A 19,477-nucleotide genomic window follows, 5' to 3' on the forward strand; every position below is an offset into this window, starting at 1 on the left:
GCGATGCCGACGTGGTCGATGGCCTCGAACAAGTGCGTGATTTCGCCGGTCATGACCTCACTCTATGGTTTGCTTGGACGAGGAAGCCGGGTTAACGACGATTAACTCGGGCGATCGACACGAACCGGCGGCCGTGCGGCACCGTGACCCACGCCCGCCCGCTCACTGGAGGAACCATGACCGACACCACCGCCGTCATCGTCGCCGGAGCGCGCACCCCGATGGGTCGCCTGCTCGGCTCGCTCAAGGGCTTCTCAGGTGCCGACCTCGGTGGCCTCGCCATCAAGGGTGCGCTCGAGAAGGCCGGCGTCAAGGGCGACCAGGTCGACTACGTCATCATGGGCCAGGTGCTGACGGCCGGCGCCGGCCAGATCCCCGCGCGCCAGGCCGCCGTCAAGGGCGGCATCCCGATGGACGTGCCGGCGCTGACGATCAACAAGGTCTGCCTGTCCGGGCTCGACGCCGTGGCGCTCGCGGCCCAGCTGATCCGCGCGGGCGAGTTCGACGTCGTCGTCGCGGGCGGCCAGGAGTCGATGACGAACGCGCCGCACCTGCTCGAGAAGTCGCGCGAGGGCTACAAGTACGGCGACGTGACGATGCGCGACCACATGGCCTTCGACGGACTGTGGGACGCTTTCACCGACCAGGCGATGGGCAACCTCACCGAGCAGGCCAACGCCGGCGACGTCGAGTTCAGCCGCGAAGAGCAGGACTCGTTCTCGGCCGCCTCTCACCAGAAGGCCGCCGCGGCCTGGGAGAAGGGCCTCTTCGACGACGAGGTCATCCCCGTCGAGATCCCGCAGCGCAAGGGCGAGCCAGTCGTGTTCAAGAACGACGAGGGTATCCGCGCCGACACGACGACTGAGTCGCTCGGCAAGCTGCGCCCCGCCTTCAGCAAGGACGGCACGATCACGGCAGGCTCCGCCTCCCAGATCAGCGACGGTGCCGCGGCGCTCGTCGTCATGAGCAAGACGAGGGCCCAGGAGCTGGGCCTGACCTGGATCGCCGAGGTCGGCGCGCACGGCGTCGTCGCCGGCCCCGACTCGACGCTGCAGAGCCAGCCGGCGCGCGCAATCGCGAAGGCCTGCGAGAAGGAGGGCCTCACGCCGGCCGACCTCGACGTGGTCGAGATCAACGAGGCGTTCGCCGCCGTCGGCCTGGCCTCGACGAAGGAACTCGGCCTCGACGCGGAGAAGGTCAACCCCAACGGCGGCGCCATCGCGATTGGCCACCCGATCGGCATGTCGGGCGCGCGTCTCGTGCTGACCCTCGCCCACGAACTCAAACGCCGCGGTGGTGGCGTCGGTGCTGCTGCCCTGTGCGGCGGTGGCGGCCAGGGTGATGCGCTCATCGTGCGCGTCGACGCCTGAGCGCTGACCAGGACACGGCCTGAGCATGCCGCGTGAGATCGTCGTCGACCCACTTGTCACGCGGATGCGTGACGGTGACCGGCGCGCCCTCGCGCGGTTGCTCACAGCCATCGAGAACGACCACCCGGCGCTGCCGGAACTGGGTGCAGCCATCGCCCAGTTCACGGGCCACGCCCAGATCATCGGTCTGACGGGGCCGCCCGGCGTCGGCAAGTCGACGTCGACGGACGCACTCGTCGCGGCCTATCGCGCGCACGGCCTCAGCGTCGCGGTGCTCGCGGTCGACCCCTCGTCGCCGTTCTCCGGTGGCGCGCTGCTCGGCGACCGCATCCGCATGGTCGGTCACTCGGGTGATTCCGGGGTGTTCGTCCGCTCGATGGCGACCCGCGGCCACCTCGGCGGGCTGTCGGCGGCGGCGCCCGCTGCACTGCGGCTGCTCGACGCCGCCGGCTTCGACATCCTGCTCGTCGAGACGGTGGGCGTCGGCCAGTCGGAGGTGCACATCGCCTCGCTCGCCGACACGACGATCGTCCTGCTCGCGCCCGGGGCCGGAGATTCCATCCAGGCCGCGAAGGCCGGGGTCCTCGAGATCGCGGACGTCTTCGTCGTCAACAAGGCCGATCACGACGGCGCTGCGGCGACCGTGCGCGACCTGCGCGCCATGATCTCGCTCGGCCAGACGGGGGAGCCGGGGCAGTGGCGCCCACCGATCGTCACGACGGTCGCAGAACGGGGCGAAGGGGCGGCGGACGTCATCGACGCCATCGCGACCCACCGAGCGTGGCTGAGCGAGCACGACGAGCTGAGCCTGCGTCGCCGACGTCGGGCTGCGGGCGAGATCGAAGAGCTCGCGGTGCGGCGACTGCGTGAGCGCTGGGAACGCCCCAACGCCGAGGTGAAGCTCGAGGATCTCGCTGAGGCTGTCGCTCGAGGGGTTCTGGACCCCTACGCCGCGGCGCAGGCCGTCGCGGGTTGAGGGTGAGGGGCTCGATGCGCGTCCCGAAACCGCGCGAGAGCCCATGGCGGCGAGGCGTCGCAAGAGCGAGTTCGGACGTGCGTCGACGGCCGGTATCAGCTCTGATTCCGCGGAATATCGGGGTTGTCGGCGCCGGTGCCTACACTCGGAGCATGAAGCCTCCCACGCCCGTCATCATGCTCATCGCGGCCGCTGAGCACGCCGAAGAGATGCGGGAAGAATTCGCCCACCGCTACGCTGCCGACTACGACCTGCAACTCGCCACGACGCTCAGCGAATCGATGACGATGGCGCAGGGCCTCAACGCGCGCGGCCTCCCGGTCGCGATGTTCGCCGCGACGACGCAGGTGGGCGACGCGACGGGCCTCGTCACGCTGCAGTGCCTGCATGCCGTCATGCCGGCGGCCAAGCGGGTCATGGTGCGCCTGCGCAGCGAACCGTGGGCGGTCGAGGAGCAGCGCGTCGCGCAGATCAGCGGCCAGATCGAGGCCGCGCTCCTGCTGCCGAGCGGCCCGCGCGACGAGGAGTTTCACACCGCCGTCACCGAGCTGCTCTCGGACTGGGGGTGGTCGGCGGGTGGCCCCGAGATCGAGCTCGTCAACATCGTGGCGCCCCCAGGCGACCCCAACGTCGGGGTGCTGCGCGACTTCCTCGATCGCCAGGGCATCCCGACGGGGGTCTGGCCGCCGGAGGCTCCGCACGCAGCCAAGACGCTCGAGATGGCGCGTTCGCAGGGCATCGAGATCGCCTATCCGCTCGTGCGCATCGCCGAGCGCGAGGTTCACGCCAACCCTGACGTCCGTGTGCTCGGGCGCGCCTTCGGCGCCACCGTCGACGAGTTGGGTGAGGGCCACGTCGTCGACCTTGCGATCGTCGGTGCGGGCCCGGCCGGCCTCGCTGCCGCGGTGTACGGCGCGAGCGAGGGGCTGAGCACAGCCGTCATCGAGGCCGACGCCGTGGGCGGGCAGGCCGGCACGAGCGCGATGATCCGCAACTATCTGGGCTTTCCCCGCGGCATCTCGGGCATGCGCCTCGCGCAGCGCGCACGGTTCCAGGCCACTCGGTTCGGCGCGGGCATCTACTCGGCCACCGAGGTCACCGGTTTCACGCCCGGCTATCGCGGCGAACCGCACGTGCTCGAGACCGACGATGGGCCGGTCTGCGCCCGCGCCGTTCTCATCTCGACGGGCGTGGCCTACCGTCGCCTGGGCGTCGAGGAGGTCGAAGGCTTCGTCGGACGCGGCGTGTACTACGGCGCGGCGTCGTCGGCTGCCCGCGAGTGCGAGGGCGGGCACGTCCTCGTCGTCGGCGGCGGCAACTCGGCGGGCCAGGCCGCCATCCACCTCTCACGCTTCGCGCGCTCCGTCAGCATCGTCGTGCGTCGCGACGGGCTCGCGGAGACGATGTCGGATTACCTCATCCGCGAGATCGAGGCGAACCCGCGAATCGTCGTCAAGACGAATGCGGAGATCGTCGGGGCGAGCGGCACCGATCGGCTGCAGCACGTGACGATCCGCTTCAACGAGAAGGACCAGGAGCTGACGGTTCCCGCCTGCGGGCTGTTCCTCCTGCTCGGCGCGCACCCGTGCGTCGACTGGCTCGACGGCACCGTGGCGCGTGACGCCAAGGGTTTCGTGCTCACCGGTCGTGACGTGCCGCAGGAGTTCTGGCGTGACGGGCTTCCCCCGGAAGCGCTCGCGACGAGCGTGCCTGGCGTGTTCGCCGCAGGCGACATCCGCGCTGGGTCGATGAAGCGCGTCGCCGCGGCGTCGGGTGAGGGCGCGGGGGCCGTGACGCTCGTTCACCACTGGCTCGAGGCCGTCGTGACGGGGACCTGCGACCCGGACGCCTGCGCGAGCTGATCCTGCCGGGCCCAAGACGCGACGCTCGTCGCACGCCGCGCGCGGTGGCCGACGTGCGAACCTGACTGCATCGTTCCCATCACCTTCGAGGAGATCATCATGCTCGTCGCTTTCTCCGTCGCACCGTCGACGACGGACGACCCGGACGGTTCCGTCAGCGAGGCGGTGGCCGCAGCCATCCGCGTCGTGCGTCAGTCGGGCATCCCGAACCGCACCGACTCGATGTTCACGACCCTCGAGGGGGAGTGGGACGAGTGCATGGACGTCATCAAGCGCGCCTGCGAGGCCGTCCAAGTCGCGTCCCCGCGCGTCTCGCTCGTGCTGAAGGCCGACATCCGCCCGGGCTACACCGGCCAGCTCGACGCGAAGGTCGAGCGCGTCGAAGCCCGGCTCGCCGAGTCGAACTGACGCCCGGGCCTCGCCGGGCGCTGATAATGACCACGAGAGAGGACGTCAACATGACCATCGACGAGCGCTACGAGATCCGTGGACTGACAAGCGATGACGCCGACGAGCTCGCCCAGCTCCACGTCACGATCTGGCGCGACACCTACACCGGGCTCATCCCGCAGGAGAAGCTCGACGGGCTCGATCCCGTCGACGGTGCGAAGCGCTGGCGCGCGTGGTTGACCTCCGCCGAGGCGCCTCGGGTCGTCGGGGCATTCGACCGCTCGAGCGGTGCGCTCGTCGGGTGGATCTGCATCGGCAAGGCCCGCGACGACGACGCGCCCGCGGACGTCGAACTGCAGGTGCTCAATCTCGGCAAGGCGCACCACGGCACGGGCCTCGCGCACGAACTCATGACACGCGAACTCGGCGACCAAGAGGCCTACCTCTGGGTCGTCGACGGCAACGAGCGTGCGCAGGCGTTCTACCGCAAGCACGGGTTCGAACTCGACGGCGTCGGCAAGGACGACAGCTCGGGTTCGTACGACCTGCGGATGGTGCGCTCGCGGGGCTGACGGCCCGGGCGCGAGGACCCGCCGCGGAGTGACGGTCCGACCCGAGGGACGCGCCTCGCCACGTGCGGCCAGGTGTTCGCTGTGCGCGATCATGCGTCGCCCGCCCCGGCGCGCCCTGCAACAATGAGGGCATGTCGAATCAGCCGTTGAACGCCGCGTCGCTGCGCGGTGCCGTTGACCTGTCCTCGCTCAAGAAGCCGCAGGGCGGCGCTCCTGCCGGGCGCCCCGCATCGGCCGCTGGCGCACCGACCGGCAACGCCGGCGCTGCGGCGCCGGCAAACGCGCCGAGCGCTGCGAATCCCGGGCAGGCCCCCATGCCGCAGGGCGCCGACGACGCCGTCATCGCCGAGACGTTCCGTCACGACGGTCTTGTCGTCGACGTGACAGCCGAGAACTTCCAGGGCCTCGTGCAGCAGTCGGTGCAGCACCCCGTCATCATCGCGATCTGGGCGAGTTCGCAGCCGGCGTCCCTGGCGCCCGTCGCTTCGCTCGCGCGCGCGGTGCGCGCGCAAGAGGGGCGCGTCCTCATGGGCGTCGCCGACCTCGACACCGCGCCCGAGATCGGTCAGGTCTTCGCTCAGCTTTCGCAGCAGGCCGCGCAGCAGGGCCAGCCGGGGCAGATTCTCGCGGCGGCCTTCGTCCAGGGCCAGCCGATCCCGATCCCGCCTGTCGTCGAAGACGCGCAGACGCGCGAGCTCGTCGACCAGATCGTCCAGATCGCTGTGCAGAACGGTCTTGCGGGCCGCGTGGCGAACTACGACCCGAACGCAACGGGCAAGGCCGGCGCTGAGGGCGGCGAGCAGGCCGAGCCCGAGCTGCCGCCGCTGCACCAGCTCGCGTACGAGTCGATCGACAAGGGCGACTACGACGGCGCCATCGCCGCGTTCGAGCAGGCACTGACGGAGAACCCGAAGGACGAGGAGGCGCGTCTCGCCCTCGGCCAGGTCAAGCTCATGCAGCGCACGCAAGGCGTCGACCTCCAGGCTGCACGTGACGCCGCCGCGAAGAACCCGGCCGACGTCACCGCGCAGACGCAGGTCGCCGACCTCGATGTCCTCGGTGGCCACGTCGAAGACGCGTTCGCGCGTCTCGTCGACGTCGTCAAGGCGACCTCCGGCGACGAGCGCAACGCCGCGCGTGAGCACCTCATCGGACTGTTCGACGTCGTCGGCGCCACCGACCCGCGCGTCAAGAAGGCACGCACGGCGCTGATGTCGGCGCTGTACTGACAGCCCCGACGGGCCGGGCGACGTCTGGCAACGACGCACTGACCCCGTGCGTGCAAGTGCCCCGGGTGCACTTGCACGCAGGCACGTAGCCGCCCTGCTGTCGGCGGTGGGTGACGGACGCGAAGGGCTCGCTCCACCTGGAGCGAGCCCTTCGTTCGTGTTGTGACGGAACCGAGCCTCAGTTGCCCAGGGCTGCCGCGACGACGTCCTTCGCCTCAGCCTGCACCTGTGCAAGGTGCTCGGGGCCCTGGAACGACTCGGCGTAGATCTTGTAGACGTCCTCGGTCCCCGACGGGCGCGCGGCGAACCAGGCCGAATCAGTGACGACCTTGAGGCCGCCGATTTTCGCGCCGTTGCCGGGCGCCTCCGTGAGCTTGGCGATGATGGGCTCGCCGGCCAACGTGTCCGCCGTGACGGCCTCGGGCGTCAGTGCACCGAGCTTGGCCTTCTCCTCGCGCGTGGCGGGGGCGTCGACGCGCGCGTAGGCGGGTTCGCCGTGCTTCGCCGTCAGCTCGCCGTAGAGCTGTGACGGCGACTTGCCCGTCGTTGCCTTGATCTCCGAGGCGAGCAGCGCGAGCAGGATGCCGTCCTTGTCCGTCGTCCAGACGGAGCCGTCGAAGCGGCAGAACGACGCGCCCGCCGACTCCTCGCCGCCGAACGGGCCCGAACCGTCGAGCAGGCCCGGCACGAACCACTTGAACCCGACGGGCACCTCGACGAGCGTGCGGCCGAGGTCGTCGGCGACGCGGTCGATCATCGAACTGCTGACGAGCGTCTTGCCGATGAACCCGTCCTGGCGCCACTGCGGGCGCGCGCCACCGTAGAGGTACTGGATCGCGACCGACAGGAAGTGGTTGGGGTTCATGAGCCCCGCGTCGGGCGTGACGATGCCGTGACGGTCCGAATCGGCGTCGTTGCCCGTCGCGATGTCGTACTTGTCGCGCTCGCCGATGAGCGACGCCATCGCGTTGGGGGAGGAGCAATCCATGCGGATCTTCTCGTCCCAGTCAAGCGTCATGAAGCGCCACGTCGGGTCGACGAGCGGGTTGACGACGGTGAGGTCGAGCCCGTGACGCTCCGCGATCTCACCCCAGTACGCGACGGCGGCGCCGCCGAGCGGATCGGCGCCGATGCGCACGCCGGCGCGCTTGATCGCGTCGAGGTCGACGACGTTCGGCAGGTCGTCGACGTACGTGCCGAGGAAGTCGTAGCGCTGGACCTTGCCCATCGCCTGCGTCAGCGGCACGCGCTTGACACGCTTGAGCCCGTCACGGATGTGCTCGTTCGCCGCGGCCGCGATGACCTTCGTCGCGTCCGAGTCGGCCGGGCCACCGTGCGGCGGGTTGTACTTGAACCCGCCGTCGGCGGGCGGGTTGTGCGAGGGCGTGACGACGATGCCGTCGGCGAGACCCGAGCCGTTCGTCAGATCCTTGCCCTTGTTCGCGCGCAGGATGGCGTGACTGACGGCGGGCGTAGGCGTGTAACCGTCACGCTCGTCGATGAGGACGGTGACGTCGTTCGCGACGAGTACCTCGATGGCGCTCGCCCATGCAGGCTCGGACAGGGCGTGGGTGTCGCGGCCGAGGAACAACGGCCCGTCGAAGCCCTGCGAGCGGCGGTAGTCGACGATCGCCTGCGTCGTCGCGAGGATGTGCGCCTCGTTGAACGCGGTCTTGAGGCTCGAACCGCGGTGCCCCGACGTGCCGAACGCCACCTGGTGGTCGACGTTCTCAGGGTCGGGCGTCAGCGTGTAGTACGCCGTGACGAGGTGGGGGACGTCGATCAGGTCACGAGGTTCGGCCAATTGGCCCGCGCGGTTGCTCATGCCCTCATCCTGCCCTCTTTGAGCGGCGACGTAAACGCCCGAACCGATGCCTGGAGCGAGGCGGGGCCGACGTGACGAGGCCGGCCGCACCCCTGGCGGGTACGGCCGGCCTCATGCGCTCGATCGAGCGGGTCGTCAGTCGCGCTGACGCGTCTGGCCGGCGGCGTCGCGAGCCTCGTCGTCGGCGCCCCAGCGGCCACCCTCGACGTCCTCGTCGAGGCCGCCACCGGGCGTGCCGGTGATGTCCTTGAGGTGCTCGACGGGCTCGTCACCCGTCTCGTCCTCGCCGGCCGGCGTGAAGGCACGCTCGTGCGCCTTCGACTCGGTCTGCTCGACGTCGAAACCACCCTCGTCCGCGTGGTCGACGGGGTGCGTCGCCGGGACGCCGGTGCGCGAGCGCGCCTGCTGGTCGCCGGCCGCTCCCTGAGCGTCTTCGGCCTGCGCGCAGCCTCGCGAACCGTCGAGCGGCTGATCGAGTGCGCCCGGGTTGCCTGCGGCGTCCTCGAGCGGCGCGCCCGCGATGAGGGCCTCGGACGGCTGCTTGTCGGACGAACTCGTCGCTGCGTTCTGGTCGCTCATCGTGTTCTCCTGTCGTGCCGTTGCGGTGGACGATGAATCGGCGCCACCGGCCTGCTCGGTAGCGGTGTGCGCAGCCACCTGCGTCATGTCGGGGCGCGTCGCCGGCTCGAACCACACGACACCGAGCGGCGGCATCGTGATCTCGGCCGAGTACGGCTGACCGTCCCAGGGGATCTCCTCGGCCTCGACCGAACCCAGGTTACCGACGCCCGAGCCGCCGTACGCCTCGGCGTCGGTGTTGACGATCTCGTTCCACGTACCAAGGTGGGGAAGGCCCACGCGGACGCCGTGGTGCGGGTTGCCGGCGAAGTTCGCGGCGATCGCGACGACGGGGCGGTACCCGTCAGCTTCGGCGGGCGCGAATCGCAGCCACGTGTAGGCGTTGCGGCCCGCGTCGTCGGCGTTGATCCACGAGAAGCCCTCCTCCGAGTGGTCGAGAGCCCACAGGGCCGGGCGCTCGCGGTAGGCGCGGTTGAGGTCCTTCATCATCGCGTGCACGCCGTAGTGCGCGGGCTGGTCGAGCAACCACCAATCGAGGCTGCGACCGTCGGCCCACTCGGCCTCCTGCGCGAACTCCGAACCCATGAAGAGCAGCTGCTTGCCGGGGTGGGCCCACATGTACGCGAGGTAGGCGCGCACGTTGGCGAGCTGCTGCCAGCGATCACCGGGCATCTTGCGCAGCAGGCTGCCCTTGCCGTGCACGACCTCGTCGTGGCTGACGGGCAGCACGAACTGCTCGCTGAACGCGTAGACGAGCGCGAACGTCAGGTCGTGGTGATGATGCTGACGGTAGATCGGCTCACGCGCGACGTAGTCGAGCGAGTCGTGCATCCAGCCCATGTTCCACTTGAGCCCGAAGCCCAGGCCGCCGGTGTCCGTCGAGCGGGTGATGCCCGGCCACGACGTCGACTCCTCGGCGATGATGACGGCACCCGGCGTGCGCTTGTACGCCGTCGCGTTCGTCTCCTGCAGCAGCTGCACGGCTTCGAGGTTCTCCTGGCCGCCGAACTTGTTCGGCACCCATTCGCCGTCCTTGCGGGCGTAGTTGAGGTACAGCATCGAGGCGACACCGTCGACGCGCAGACCGTCGGCGTGGAACTCCTCGAGCCAGTACAGCGCGTTGGCGACGAGGAAGTTGCGCACCTGCGGGCGGCCGTAGTCGAAGATGTTCGAACCCCACTCGGGGTGCCAGCCCTTGCGCGGGTCCGGGTGCTCGTAGAGCGCCTGGCCGTCGAAACGGGCGAGCGCCCACTCGTCGGTGGCGAAGTGGCCGGGAACCCAGTCGAGGATGACGCCGATGCCCTCCTGGTGGAGGCGGTCGACGAGGAACTTGAAGTCGTCCGGGTCGCCGAAGCGGCTGTTCGGAGCGTAGTAGCTCGTGACGTGGTAGCCCCAGCTCGGCGGGTACGGGTGCTCCATCACGGGCATGAACTCGACGTGCGTGAAGCCCAGATCCTTGACGTAGTTGACGAGGTGCTCGGCCATCTCGCGGTAGCTGAGCCCCTGACGCCACGAACCGAGGTGCACCTCGTACGTCGACATCGGGCCGTGGTGCGCGTTCGTCTCGGCGCGCTTCGTCATCCACGCGTCGTCGTTCCACTCGTAGTGCGAGCTCGTCACCTTCGACGCCGTCGCGGGCGCCGTCTCCGCGAGGCGCGCCATCGGGTCGGCCTTCGCGCGACGCACGCCGTCGCTGCACAGGATCTCGAACTTGTACGCGGTGCCCTCGCGCACGTCGGGGACGAACAGCTCCCACACGCCCGACTCCCCGAGCGTGCGCATGCCGTGGCCGACACCGTCCCAGTGGTTGAAGTCGCCGACGACGCGCACGGCCTTGGCATTGGGCGCCCAGACGGCGAACGCGGTGCCCGTGACGTCACCCTTGATGCTCGGGTAGGTGCGCACGTGGGCGCCGAGGACGTTCCACAGCTCTTCGTGGCGCCCCTCGCCGATGAGGTGGAGGTCGATCTCGCCGAGGGTCGGCATGAAGCGGTACGGGTCGTCGCCGCGGTGCTCGCTGCGGTCGTCATACGTCGTGATGACGCGGTAGTCGGGCATGTACTCACCCGCAATCGCGCCGGCCCAGATGCCGTCGTGCTCGTGCGTGAGCTCGAGCACAGTCTCGCCCATGTCGATGACGACGCCACGCGCCATCGGGCGCACGACGCGGAACGTGATGACGCCGTTCTCGACATGCGCGCCGAGCACACGGTGCGGGTCACGGTGCTCACCGGCGACGACGGCGTCGAGTTCGCTCACCTCGACGCGCGACGGCGTGACGGCGGGCGAGGCGGCGCCGAGGGCGCTCGCGTCGGTGGTAGAAGCGTCGCTCGTCTCACCGGCGGCGCTCAGGCCACCGCCAGAACCCGCGTCGCTCGCGGCCGCCTCGGGCTTGTCTCCCGCAGCCGCGACAGTCGTGTCACCCGTCGCGGGTGCGCCCTGCGGCGCGACGAGCGGAGCGGCGCCGGAAGCGTCGGCATCCTGCGTCGAGACGAGGGGAGCGCCGTTCGTGTCGGACGGGCGCATCGAGGCAGGAGTGGGCGTCGTGCTGTCATCGGAGGTCATGGTGCTCCTTTCCGCGGCGCCGGTGGGCGCGGCGTCGTCCTCGTCGGCGGGCGTCATCGTGGGCGCCTCGCCGTGGGTCGCGGACGAGTCGGTGGAGGTGGTGAGGATGCGGCCGACGGCGTCGGCGGGGATGCTCAACCAGTCGGGGCGGTTGCGGGCCTCGTACGAGCACTCGTAGAGCGCTTTGTCGAGCACGAACAGGTCGAGCAGGTCGCGGTCGACGGCGCCGAGTTCGCTCTCGTAACCGGCGAGGAAGGCGTCCTGAGCGGCGCTGACCCACGCGCGGCGGTCGCCGTCGGCGCCGGCGATCTCGTTCTCGATCGTGCCACCGGCGTAGTCGAACGAACGCAGCATGCCCGCGACGTCGCGCACGGCGACGTCTGGTGCCGAGCGCTCCTCGAGCGGACGCAGTGGCTCGCCCTCGAAGTCGAGCAGGACCCACCCACGCCCGCGTACGTCGAGCACCTGGCCGAGGTGGTAGTCGCCGTGGATGCGCTGGAAGCGCGGCCACTGCGCGCTGCGCCCGGCGTCGATGCGGTGGGCGATCTGCGTGGCGCGCTCCGCGAGCTGCGGCGCGTCGTTGAGGGCCGCTGCCGCTCGCTCGTGCATCTCGTCGACGAGGGCATCGACACGGTCGGTGTCGGCCTCGACGCTCGGCAGCACCTCGGCGAGGGTGCGGTGCACCTGCGCCGTCGTACGACCGAGTTCGCGGGCGCCGTCGGTGAAGTCACGGTTCTCGCGAGCCGCGTCGAGGGCCTCACGCCAGGCGTCCCGCACGTCGGGCAGGAACTCCTGCGCGAACGCGAGGTCCGCGACGAGCTGCTCGCGAGAGTGACGCCCCTCCGTGTACGAACCACTGAGAGATGCCAGCAGCGCCGGCACGTGCGTGTTGCCCGCTCTCGTCAGGGCCCCCGTCACCTCGATGTCGGGGTTGGCGCCGACGTTGAGCACACGGAACAGCTTGGCGATGAGCTGCTCGCCGTCGTCGAGGGTGTAGATGATCGACGTGTTCGACTGCTCGCCACGCAGCACCGTGGCGCTGCGCATCGCGGCGAGATCGGCGCTCTGCGGACCGGGCCGGCCTGCGACGCTCATCTCGACGACACCGTCGCTGCGCTCGGCCTGCGTTCCGCCCGACGCCATCGTCGCGAGCAGGACGGCGGCGAACACCGGGTCGTGCGGGCCGTCGTAGACGTAACGCGTGCCGAGCGCGGAGTGCTCGATCGTGCCGATGAAGGCGTGCTCCAGCTCCGGCGCGCGCTCACCACGGTAGGTGACCGGCACCTGGTAGGTGGTCTCGTGCTCGGCGTCGAGATCGCGCAGGAACATCACCTCGAGGCCGACCTCACCTGCCGGGTCCTCGAAGCGGAAGGCACTCACCTTGCGCAGGTGGGGCTCACGGCCCTTGGCCTGGAACCAGCGCTGCGTCGCCACCCACGGCGTGAGCAGTTCGAGCTTGCCGGGTGACAACGTGGCGCCGGAGTGGATCTCGGCGACCATCAGAGGTCCTTTCCCTCAACGTCCGAGGTGGTGTCGTCCTTGAACTCGTCGAGCACCTCGGAGGCGTTGGCCTCCGGGGTACCGGTCGCGGCGGGCAGCGCGTCGTCGGCGCTGACGTCGGACTCGATCGCCAGCCAGTAGAAGCCGCGCGAACCGAGCATGACGGTGACCGTGCCGTCCTCACCGATCTGACCGAAGCCCTGACCGCCGAAGATGTCGGTGAGCTTCGCGCCGGCGAACTTGGCAGCGACCTGCACCCGGGCGCCCTGCGGGCGCGAGCTCAGGTTGTTGATGCACAGCAGGTGCTTCGTCGTCGTGTTCTCGGCCTTCGCGTCCTCGTCCGACATCGAGCGCGTGAACGCGAGGACGGCGTCGTTGTCGGCCGGGGCGACGACGAAGTCGCCCATGCCGAACGCGGGGTAGCGCGAACGCACCGAGAGCATGCCGCGCGTCCAGTGCAGCAACGACGCGCTCGAGGCCATCTGCGCCTCGACGTTGACGTTGTTGTGGTGGTACACGAGGCTCTGGATGACCGGCAGGTACAACTTGCCCGGGTCGGCCGTCGAAAAACCGGCGTTGCGATCCGGCGTCCACTGCATCGGCGTGCGCACAGCGTCACGGTCGTCGAGCCAGATGTTGTCGCCCATGCCGATCTCGTCGCCGTAGTACAGACACGGCGAGCCGGGCAGCGACAGCAGCAGGGCGTTGATCAGCTCGATCTCGGCGCGACTGTTGTCGAGCAGCGGCGCGAGGCGACGACGGATACCGACGTTGGCGCGCATGCGCGGATCGGGGGAGTACCAGCCGTACATCGCGGCGCGCTCCTCCGGCGTCACCATCTCGAGCGTCAGCTCGTCGTGGTTGCGCAGGAAGGTGCCCCACTGGGTGCCCTTGGGGATCGGGGGCGTTTCGGCGAGGACGTCGATGATGGGCGTCGCCTTCTCCTCGCGCAGCGAGTAGTAGATGCGCGGCATGACGGGGAAGTGGAAGCACATGTGGCATTCCGGTTCTTCCTCGGTGCCGAAGTAGTCGACGACCTCGTGCGGCATCTGGTTGGCCTCGGCGAGCAGGACGCGGCCGGGGTACTCCTCGTCGACCATCCGGCGCAGTTCGACGAGGAACTCGTGCGTCTTCGGGTGGTTCTCGCCGTTGTGCCCCTCCTCCTCGAACAGGTACGGCACGGCGTCGAGGCGGAAGCCGTCGATGCCCATGTCCATCCAGTACCGAACGATGTCGAACATCTCCTCCTGCACGGCCGGGTTCTCGAAGTTGAGGTCCGGCTGGTGGGAGAAGAAGCGGTGCCAGAAGAACTGACGACGCACCGGGTCGAAGGTCCAGTTCGACTCCTCGGTGTCGACGAAGATGATGCGCGCGTCCTCGTACTTCTCGTCCGTGTCGGACCAGACGTAGTAGTCGCCGTACGGGCCTTCCGGGTCCTCTCGGCTCGCCTGGAACCACGCGTGCTGGTCGCTCGTGTGGTTCATGACGAAGTCGGTGATGACGCGGATGCCGCGCGCATGCGCCTGCGCGACGAGCTCCTGGAACTCGGGCAGCGTGCCGAAATCGGGCAGCACCTGCTTGTAGTCGGCGATGTCGTATCCACCGTCGCGCAGCGGCGAGGCGTAGAACGGCGGCAGCCACAGGCAGTCGACGCCAAGCCACTGCAGGTAGTCGAGTCGGGCCATGAGGCCCGAGAAGTCGCCGGATCCGTTGCCCGTCGAGTCGCTGAAACCGCGCACGAGGACTTCGTAGAACACGGCCTTACGGAACCACTGCGGGTCGTGCTTCAGACCCGGCTGGTGCAGACCAAGACCTTGCATGCTCAGAACTTCCTCACGTGGATGATGTGGACGTTTTCGGCGTCCGGCCCGAGCCGGACGAAGTTGTGCTCGCCCCAGTGCCAGGTGGCGTCGCTCAGCAGGTCGTGCGCGACGAACCCTTCGTCCCCGCGTAGTCCGAGCGCGCCCATGTCGAGGTGCACCCAGGTCTCGCGCGTCGCGTGCGGGTCTGTGTTGGCGATGACGATGACCGTGTCCTGGCCGCCGTTGGCGCCGTCACCGATGTCGCGGCTCTTGGAGAAGACGATGAAGTTCTCGTCGTCGACGCCGTGCCAGCGCAGGTTGCGCAGGTGCTCGAGCGCCGGGTGGGCGCGACGGATCTCGTTGAGCCGGCGCAGGTACCAGTCGATCGACTGGCCCTCCTTGGGCCCGCCGGGGGCGTAGTCGGCCCAGCGACGGTCCTTGAACTGGTACTTCTCGTTGTCGTTCTGCTCCTGGGCGCCGGGGCGCGCCACCGACTCCATGAGCTCGTACCCGGCGTAGATGCCGTAGGTCGGCACGAGCGTGGCAGCCAGCGCCGCGCGCAGCTTCCAGGCCGCCGGGCCGCCGTACTGCATGTACGGCGTGAGGATGTCGTGCGTCGTCGGCCAGAAGCTCGGACGCATGTAACTCGCCGTGTCGCCGATGAGTTCGTCGAGGTACTCGCGGATCTCCCACGGCTGGTGGCGCCAGGCGTAGTACGTGTAGCTCTGCTGGAAGCCGATGCGGCCGAGGTTGTGCATCATCGCGGGCTTCGTGAAGGCCTCCGCGAGCCAGATCACCTCGGGGTGGTCCTTCGCGACGTCGGCGATCAGCCACTGCCAGAACTCGACGGGCTTCGTGTGCGGGTTGTCGACGCGGAAGATCGTGATGCCGTGGTCGATCCACACCTGGATGACGCGACGCACCTCGGCGTAGATGCCGGCCGGGTCGTTGTCGAAGTTGAGCGGATAGATGTCCTGGTACTTCTTCGGGGGGTTCTCCGCGTAGGCGATCGTGCCGTCGCTGCGCGTGGTGAACCACTCCGGGTGCGAGGTGACCCAGGGGTGGTCGGGCGCGCACTGCAGCGCGATGTCGAGCGCCACCTCGAGGCCCAGTTCGTTCGCGCGGGCGACGAACGCGTCGAGGTCGTCGAAGTCACCGAGCGACGGCTCGATGGCGTCGTGACCGCCGTCCTTCGACCCGATGGCGTACGGCGAACCAGGATCCTCCGGGCCAGCCGTCAACGTGTTGTTCGGGCCCTTGCGGTTGACCTCGCCGATCGGGTGGATCGGGGTGAGGTAGACGACGTCGAAACCCATGTCGGCGACGGCGGGCAGACGCTCGGCGGCGGTGCGCAGCGTGCCCGAGACCCACTTCTGCGTCTCCTCGTCGAAGTGAGCACCCTCGGAGCGGGGGAAGAACTCGTACCACGCGCCCGTCAGCGCCAGCTTGCGCTCGACGAGCCAGGGGTAGTCGCGGCTGGGGGAGACGAAGTCGCGCAGCGGCAGCCGCTCGAGCACGTCCTTGACCTCGGTAGACGTGCCGGCCGCGAGACGCTCGTCGTCGCTGCGCGAGGTGTCGCGCAGGGTCGTGACGGCGTCGCGCAGGACGCGCTCGTCAGCATCGTCGTAGGTGTTGGTCGCACACGCGCGCTCGAGCACACGGGCGCCCTCTTCGAACATGACCTCGACGTCGACACCCGCGGCGACCTTGATCGTCGCGTCGTGATCCCACGTCCCGTACGGGTCGCTCCAGCCCTCGACACGGAAGTGCCAGACGCCCTCGTGGTCGGCTTCGACCTCGCCCGTCCACAGGTCGAGCCCCGGGTTCACGCACGTCATCGTGACGATGCGCTCGGCGCCGTGCGGCGACGTCATGACGAGGGAGGCGTTGACGGCGTCGTGACCCTCGCGGAACACGGTGGCGCGCACCGTGAACGGCTCGTCGACGACCGACTTCGTCGGCAGGTTGCCGCAGTCGACGATCGGCATGACGTCGGTGACGGGGATGCGGCCGATGCCGCGCGGTGCGTCATCCGCGCGCGCGACGGTGGGTGCGTGCGCGTGCGGTTCGGGACGCTTCTCCTCGGTGTCGGGCGTGTAGCGGCCGGTCTCGGGCGAGGAACTCGCCGGGGTGGACGCGGCGGGTGCGCCCAGGTCGTCGTCACTGGCCGACGTGGCAGTGAGATCTGACGTCAGGGGCTCTGAGTCGGGGAACGGGGGCATCTCACCTGGCTGAGAAACTGTCACGTCCGTCACGCTACCCAATGCCACCGACAACCGCCTCCCGGCGGCGATTTCGTGGACAGTGACACGCGCCGCGAGGTGACGGCGACTGCGTCGTAGGGCTGGTACTCATCCGCGGGACTACGATGTTCGGGTGTTTCTGCCGTTGACCGTCGCGCTGCTCGTGACGACGTGCGTCCTCGCCCTGCTGGCCCTCGTCGCCACCGTCCGCGCACGCCCGATCGACAACCCGATGTTCTACCTGACGATCGCCATCGAGGTTCTTCTCGCCATCCAGTTGATCGTCGGCATCGCGACGTCGGCTTCGGCGGATCCGCACATGAACGTCGGCGTCTTCATCGCCTATCTCGTCGGTCTGATCTTCGTGCTGCCCGTCGCCGGGTTCTGGGCCATCGCCGAACGCGAATCGCGCTGGGGTACAGGGGTGCTCCTCGTCGGCGCCGTCGGCCTCGCCGTCATGATCGGCCGCCTCGTGCAACTGTGGAACGGACACGCCTGATGCCTGAAGCCCCTCGCAAGACCACGAACGCACTTCCTGACGGCGCGTCACCCGTCACCCCCGGCGCGGCGTATTCGACGCCGCCGACGCCCGACGAGTCGGGTTCGCGCGGGCGCGTCAACACCGGGCCGGGGCGCATGCTCGTCGCCGTCTACGGGTTGTTCGCGCTCGCCGCGACGGGGCGCTCGATCATGCAGATCGCGCAGTCGTTCGACAAGGCGCCCGTGCCGTACCTGCTGTCGGCGCTCGCCGCCGTCATCTACATCGTTGCGACGGTGGCGCTCGCGCGCGGCAACCACGCGTCCGTGCGCCTCGCACGGGCGACGATCACCTTCGAGCTCGCCGGAGTTCTCATCGTCGGATTGTGGAGTGTCCTGCAGCCCAGCGCCTTCCACGACAAGACGGTGTGGTCGCACTTCGGCCAGGGCTACGGCTTCGTCCCGCTCATCCTGCCGATCGTCGGCCTGTGGTGGCTGCGCCGCAACGCCACCCGCTGAACCTGCGCCATCCCGGTCACGCTGCGTCCGCGGTCGCGTTCCGTGACGGACGAGCGCCCGCAGCCGAATCACTTGTTGCTCGTTGCGTCAGTCAGGACCGACTCGGCGCGCACTGAGTGACTCGCCCGCGCCGAGCATCGGCCCCGATGCCGGCGACCTGCGACAAATCGTTCACCCGTCCCACCGGCGTCGCGAAAGACTGCCTCCATGAAGAAGTCGCGCATCACCTGGGTCGATGTGCCCGAGCCCGTGACGTCGTGGGTCGAGCGGGAACTGGGTTCGCAAGTCGTCGAGTGGCGCTCGCAATCCGGGGGCAGGTCGCCCGGAACGGCCGACCGTCTCGTGTGCGCCGACGGCTCGCGCGCCTTCCTCAAGGCCGTCCATCCCAGCCTCAACCCCGTCACGCCGGGCCTCTACCGCGACGAGATCCGGGCGGCCGAGTTGCTCGGGCCGGACGTGCCCTGTGCGCACCTGCGCGCCTCGTTCGACGACGGCACGTGGGTGGCGCTCCTGTTCGAGTACATCGAGGGTCGGCTTCCTCATGCGCCATGGCGGGAGGCGGAGTTGCGAGCCGTGCTCGATGCGCTCGACGCGCTCGCTGCTGCGACGACGCCGCTGGTCGTCGCGGAGCTGCCCACGGCTCGCGAGGTGTACGGAGTGGATTTCGCTCGCTTCGGCGAGCTGACGACTGACGACGACCTCGACGATTGGGTCCGCTCGCGCCTGGAGGATCTGGCGTCGTCGTGACGACAGATAGGGGTTGTGGAGATTCGCGCTTCTTGGAGCGCGTTTCTCCTCGACCCCTTCCGGGAGCTCAGCCGCGCGACGGCGTGAGCACGAGCATCGAGGGGCCATCGGCGGCGAACGTGCCACCGTCGGCGACAAACTGGCCCTCTGGCGGCGGCGACGGCTGCGCCGAATCCCACACGACGCTCCAGCCGCCCCCGTCCGGTGACGGCGGCAACGCCACCGATGCAGCGTCGAGCGCCCCGTGCAGGACGAGCAGGACCGACTCGTCGTGCGTGTCACCACCGTCGAAGAACGCCTGCAGCGTGCGCGTCGAGGGGCACGTCCACTCGGCGTCACTCAGCCCAACCCCGGCCGCGGAGAACCAGCGCACGTCAGGCTCACCCATCACGGTGCGGGAGCCGGGATAGAAATCGGGATGGCGCAGCACGCCGAAGCGGCGCCGCAGGGCGAGCAGGTGCCGCGTCGTCGCGAGCAGATCACGCTGGGCGGGGGAGTGATTCCAGTCGACCCAGCCGATCGGCGAATCCTGGCAATAGGCGTTGTTGTTGCCATGCTGCGTTCGAGCGAACTCGTCGCCTGCGGTCAGCATCGGCACGCCGGCCGACAGCAGCAACGTGCCGAGCATGTTGCGCATCGAGCGCAGTCGTCGGGCTGCGAGATCCGCTGCCACATCGCCCGCACCACCCGAGCCGCTCCCGGCGGCGGCGTCTGACGTCGGCTCACCACCCGACTCGTCGACCGCGTCACCCGGCCAACCCTCGACACCGTGATTCCACGACCGGTTGTCACTCGTGCCGTCGCGGTTGTCTTCCCCGTTG

At 69.4% G+C, this 19,477-nt stretch carries 13 protein-coding genes and 1 pseudogene; 9 read left to right on the forward strand and 5 right to left on the reverse strand.

All coding sequences use genetic code 11. The features are described from left to right. Positions 1-176 precede the first annotated feature (176 nt). The 6 genes from B2284_RS08390 (at position 177) to B2284_RS08415 (ending at position 6,399) form a co-directional block, all read left to right on the forward strand. Complete coding sequence (locus B2284_RS08390) at positions 177-1,370, forward strand: acetyl-CoA C-acetyltransferase (RefSeq protein ID WP_074040749.1); 1,194 nt, start codon at positions 177-179, stop codon at positions 1,368-1,370. Between the two features lie 25 nt (positions 1,371-1,395). Further along, entirely contained in the window at positions 1,396-2,346 is a 951-nt protein-coding gene (meaB, locus tag B2284_RS08395) for a methylmalonyl Co-A mutase-associated GTPase MeaB (protein ID WP_074040750.1), read from the forward strand. A 152-nt stretch (positions 2,347-2,498) separates the two neighbouring features. Next, positions 2,499-4,208: an NAD(P)/FAD-dependent oxidoreductase gene (locus tag B2284_RS08400; RefSeq protein WP_074040751.1), complete on the forward strand. Its 1,710-nt coding sequence runs from the start codon at positions 2,499-2,501 to the stop codon at positions 4,206-4,208. Positions 4,209-4,307: 99 nt separating this feature from the next. Continuing rightward, complete coding sequence (locus B2284_RS08405) at positions 4,308-4,616, forward strand: thiamine-binding protein (RefSeq protein WP_074040752.1); 309 nt, start codon at positions 4,308-4,310, stop codon at positions 4,614-4,616. 50 nt (positions 4,617-4,666) lie between these two features. Next, positions 4,667-5,170 carry a GNAT family N-acetyltransferase gene (locus B2284_RS08410; RefSeq protein ID WP_074040775.1) on the forward strand — a complete coding sequence of 168 codons (504 nt, stop codon included), beginning with the start codon at positions 4,667-4,669 and terminating at the stop codon, positions 5,168-5,170. Between the two features lie 131 nt (positions 5,171-5,301). Then, positions 5,302-6,399, forward strand: a complete 1,098-nt coding sequence (locus B2284_RS08415) for a co-chaperone YbbN (RefSeq protein ID WP_074040753.1) — start codon at positions 5,302-5,304, stop codon at positions 6,397-6,399. A 178-nt stretch (positions 6,400-6,577) separates the two neighbouring features. On the opposite strand, the gene pgm is transcribed toward B2284_RS08415, so the two are convergent. The 4 genes from pgm to B2284_RS08435 all read right to left on the reverse strand — a co-directional run bounded on the left by pgm (position 6,578) and on the right by B2284_RS08435 (position 16,892). Then, entirely contained in the window at positions 6,578-8,224 is a 1,647-nt protein-coding gene (gene pgm, locus B2284_RS08420; protein ID WP_074040754.1) for a phosphoglucomutase (alpha-D-glucose-1,6-bisphosphate-dependent), read from the reverse strand. A gap of 135 nt (positions 8,225-8,359) precedes the next feature. Beyond that, positions 8,360-12,868, reverse strand: a complete 4,509-nt coding sequence (gene glgB, locus B2284_RS08425; protein ID WP_074040755.1) for a 1,4-alpha-glucan branching protein GlgB — start codon at positions 12,866-12,868, stop codon at positions 8,360-8,362. Next, positions 12,868-14,688 carry a maltose alpha-D-glucosyltransferase gene (gene treS, locus B2284_RS08430; protein ID WP_074040756.1) on the reverse strand — a complete coding sequence of 607 codons (1,821 nt, stop codon included), beginning with the start codon at positions 14,686-14,688 and terminating at the stop codon, positions 12,868-12,870. The genes glgB and treS overlap by 1 nt, the downstream gene beginning before the upstream one ends. Positions 14,689-14,690: 2 nt before the next feature. After that, the gene (locus B2284_RS08435; protein ID WP_276606018.1) at positions 14,691-16,892 is read right to left on the reverse strand and encodes an alpha-1,4-glucan--maltose-1-phosphate maltosyltransferase; all 2,202 of its coding nucleotides are present in this window, start codon (positions 16,890-16,892) and stop codon (positions 14,691-14,693) included. Between the two features lie 154 nt (positions 16,893-17,046). Between B2284_RS08435 and B2284_RS08440 the strand changes: the two genes are divergently transcribed. The 3 genes from B2284_RS08440 to B2284_RS08450 all read left to right on the forward strand — a co-directional run bounded on the left by B2284_RS08440 (position 17,047) and on the right by B2284_RS08450 (position 18,656). Continuing rightward, positions 17,047-17,412 (forward strand): hypothetical protein, encoded by a 366-nt coding sequence (locus B2284_RS08440; RefSeq protein WP_136788448.1) that lies wholly within the window; start codon positions 17,047-17,049, stop codon positions 17,410-17,412. Continuing rightward, on the forward strand, positions 17,412-17,909 hold the full coding sequence (locus tag B2284_RS08445; RefSeq protein ID WP_006945960.1) for a hypothetical protein: 498 nt from the start codon (positions 17,412-17,414) through the stop codon (positions 17,907-17,909). The genes B2284_RS08440 and B2284_RS08445 overlap by 1 nt, the downstream gene beginning before the upstream one ends. 207 nt (positions 17,910-18,116) lie before the next feature. Further along, entirely contained in the window at positions 18,117-18,656 is a 540-nt protein-coding gene (locus B2284_RS08450; RefSeq protein WP_136788449.1) for a hypothetical protein, read from the forward strand. Between the two features lie 67 nt (positions 18,657-18,723). On the opposite strand, the pseudogene B2284_RS08455 reads toward B2284_RS08450, so the two are convergent. Next, positions 18,724-19,477 (reverse strand): annotated as a pseudogene (locus B2284_RS08455) (glycogen debranching protein GlgX); the annotation flags it as partial.

It is taken from the genome of Dermacoccus sp. UBA1591 (assembly GCF_002322065.1).
GTDB lineage: Bacteria > Actinomycetota > Actinomycetes > Actinomycetales > Dermatophilaceae > Dermacoccus > Dermacoccus nishinomiyaensis.

Coding starts and splice junctions, on each gene's coding strand:
- B2284_RS08390 (WP_074040749.1), top strand. CDS start 177: ATGACCGACACCACCGCCGTCATCGTCGCCGGAGCGCGCACCCCGATG.
- meaB (WP_074040750.1), top strand. CDS start 1,396: ATGCCGCGTGAGATCGTCGTCGACCCACTTGTCACGCGGATGCGTGAC.
- B2284_RS08400 (WP_074040751.1), top strand. CDS start 2,499: ATGAAGCCTCCCACGCCCGTCATCATGCTCATCGCGGCCGCTGAGCAC.
- B2284_RS08405 (WP_074040752.1), top strand. CDS start 4,308: ATGCTCGTCGCTTTCTCCGTCGCACCGTCGACGACGGACGACCCGGAC.
- B2284_RS08410 (WP_074040775.1), top strand. CDS start 4,667: ATGACCATCGACGAGCGCTACGAGATCCGTGGACTGACAAGCGATGAC.
- B2284_RS08415 (WP_074040753.1), top strand. CDS start 5,302: ATGTCGAATCAGCCGTTGAACGCCGCGTCGCTGCGCGGTGCCGTTGAC.
- pgm (WP_074040754.1), bottom strand. CDS start 8,224: ATGAGCAACCGCGCGGGCCAATTGGCCGAACCTCGTGACCTGATCGAC.
- glgB (WP_074040755.1), bottom strand. CDS start 12,868: ATGGTCGCCGAGATCCACTCCGGCGCCACGTTGTCACCCGGCAAGCTC.
- treS (WP_074040756.1), bottom strand. CDS start 14,688: ATGCAAGGTCTTGGTCTGCACCAGCCGGGTCTGAAGCACGACCCGCAG.
- B2284_RS08435 (WP_276606018.1), bottom strand. CDS start 16,892: ATGCCCCCGTTCCCCGACTCAGAGCCCCTGACGTCAGATCTCACTGCC.
- B2284_RS08445 (WP_006945960.1), top strand. CDS start 17,412: ATGCCTGAAGCCCCTCGCAAGACCACGAACGCACTTCCTGACGGCGCG.
- B2284_RS08450 (WP_136788449.1), top strand. CDS start 18,117: ATGAAGAAGTCGCGCATCACCTGGGTCGATGTGCCCGAGCCCGTGACG.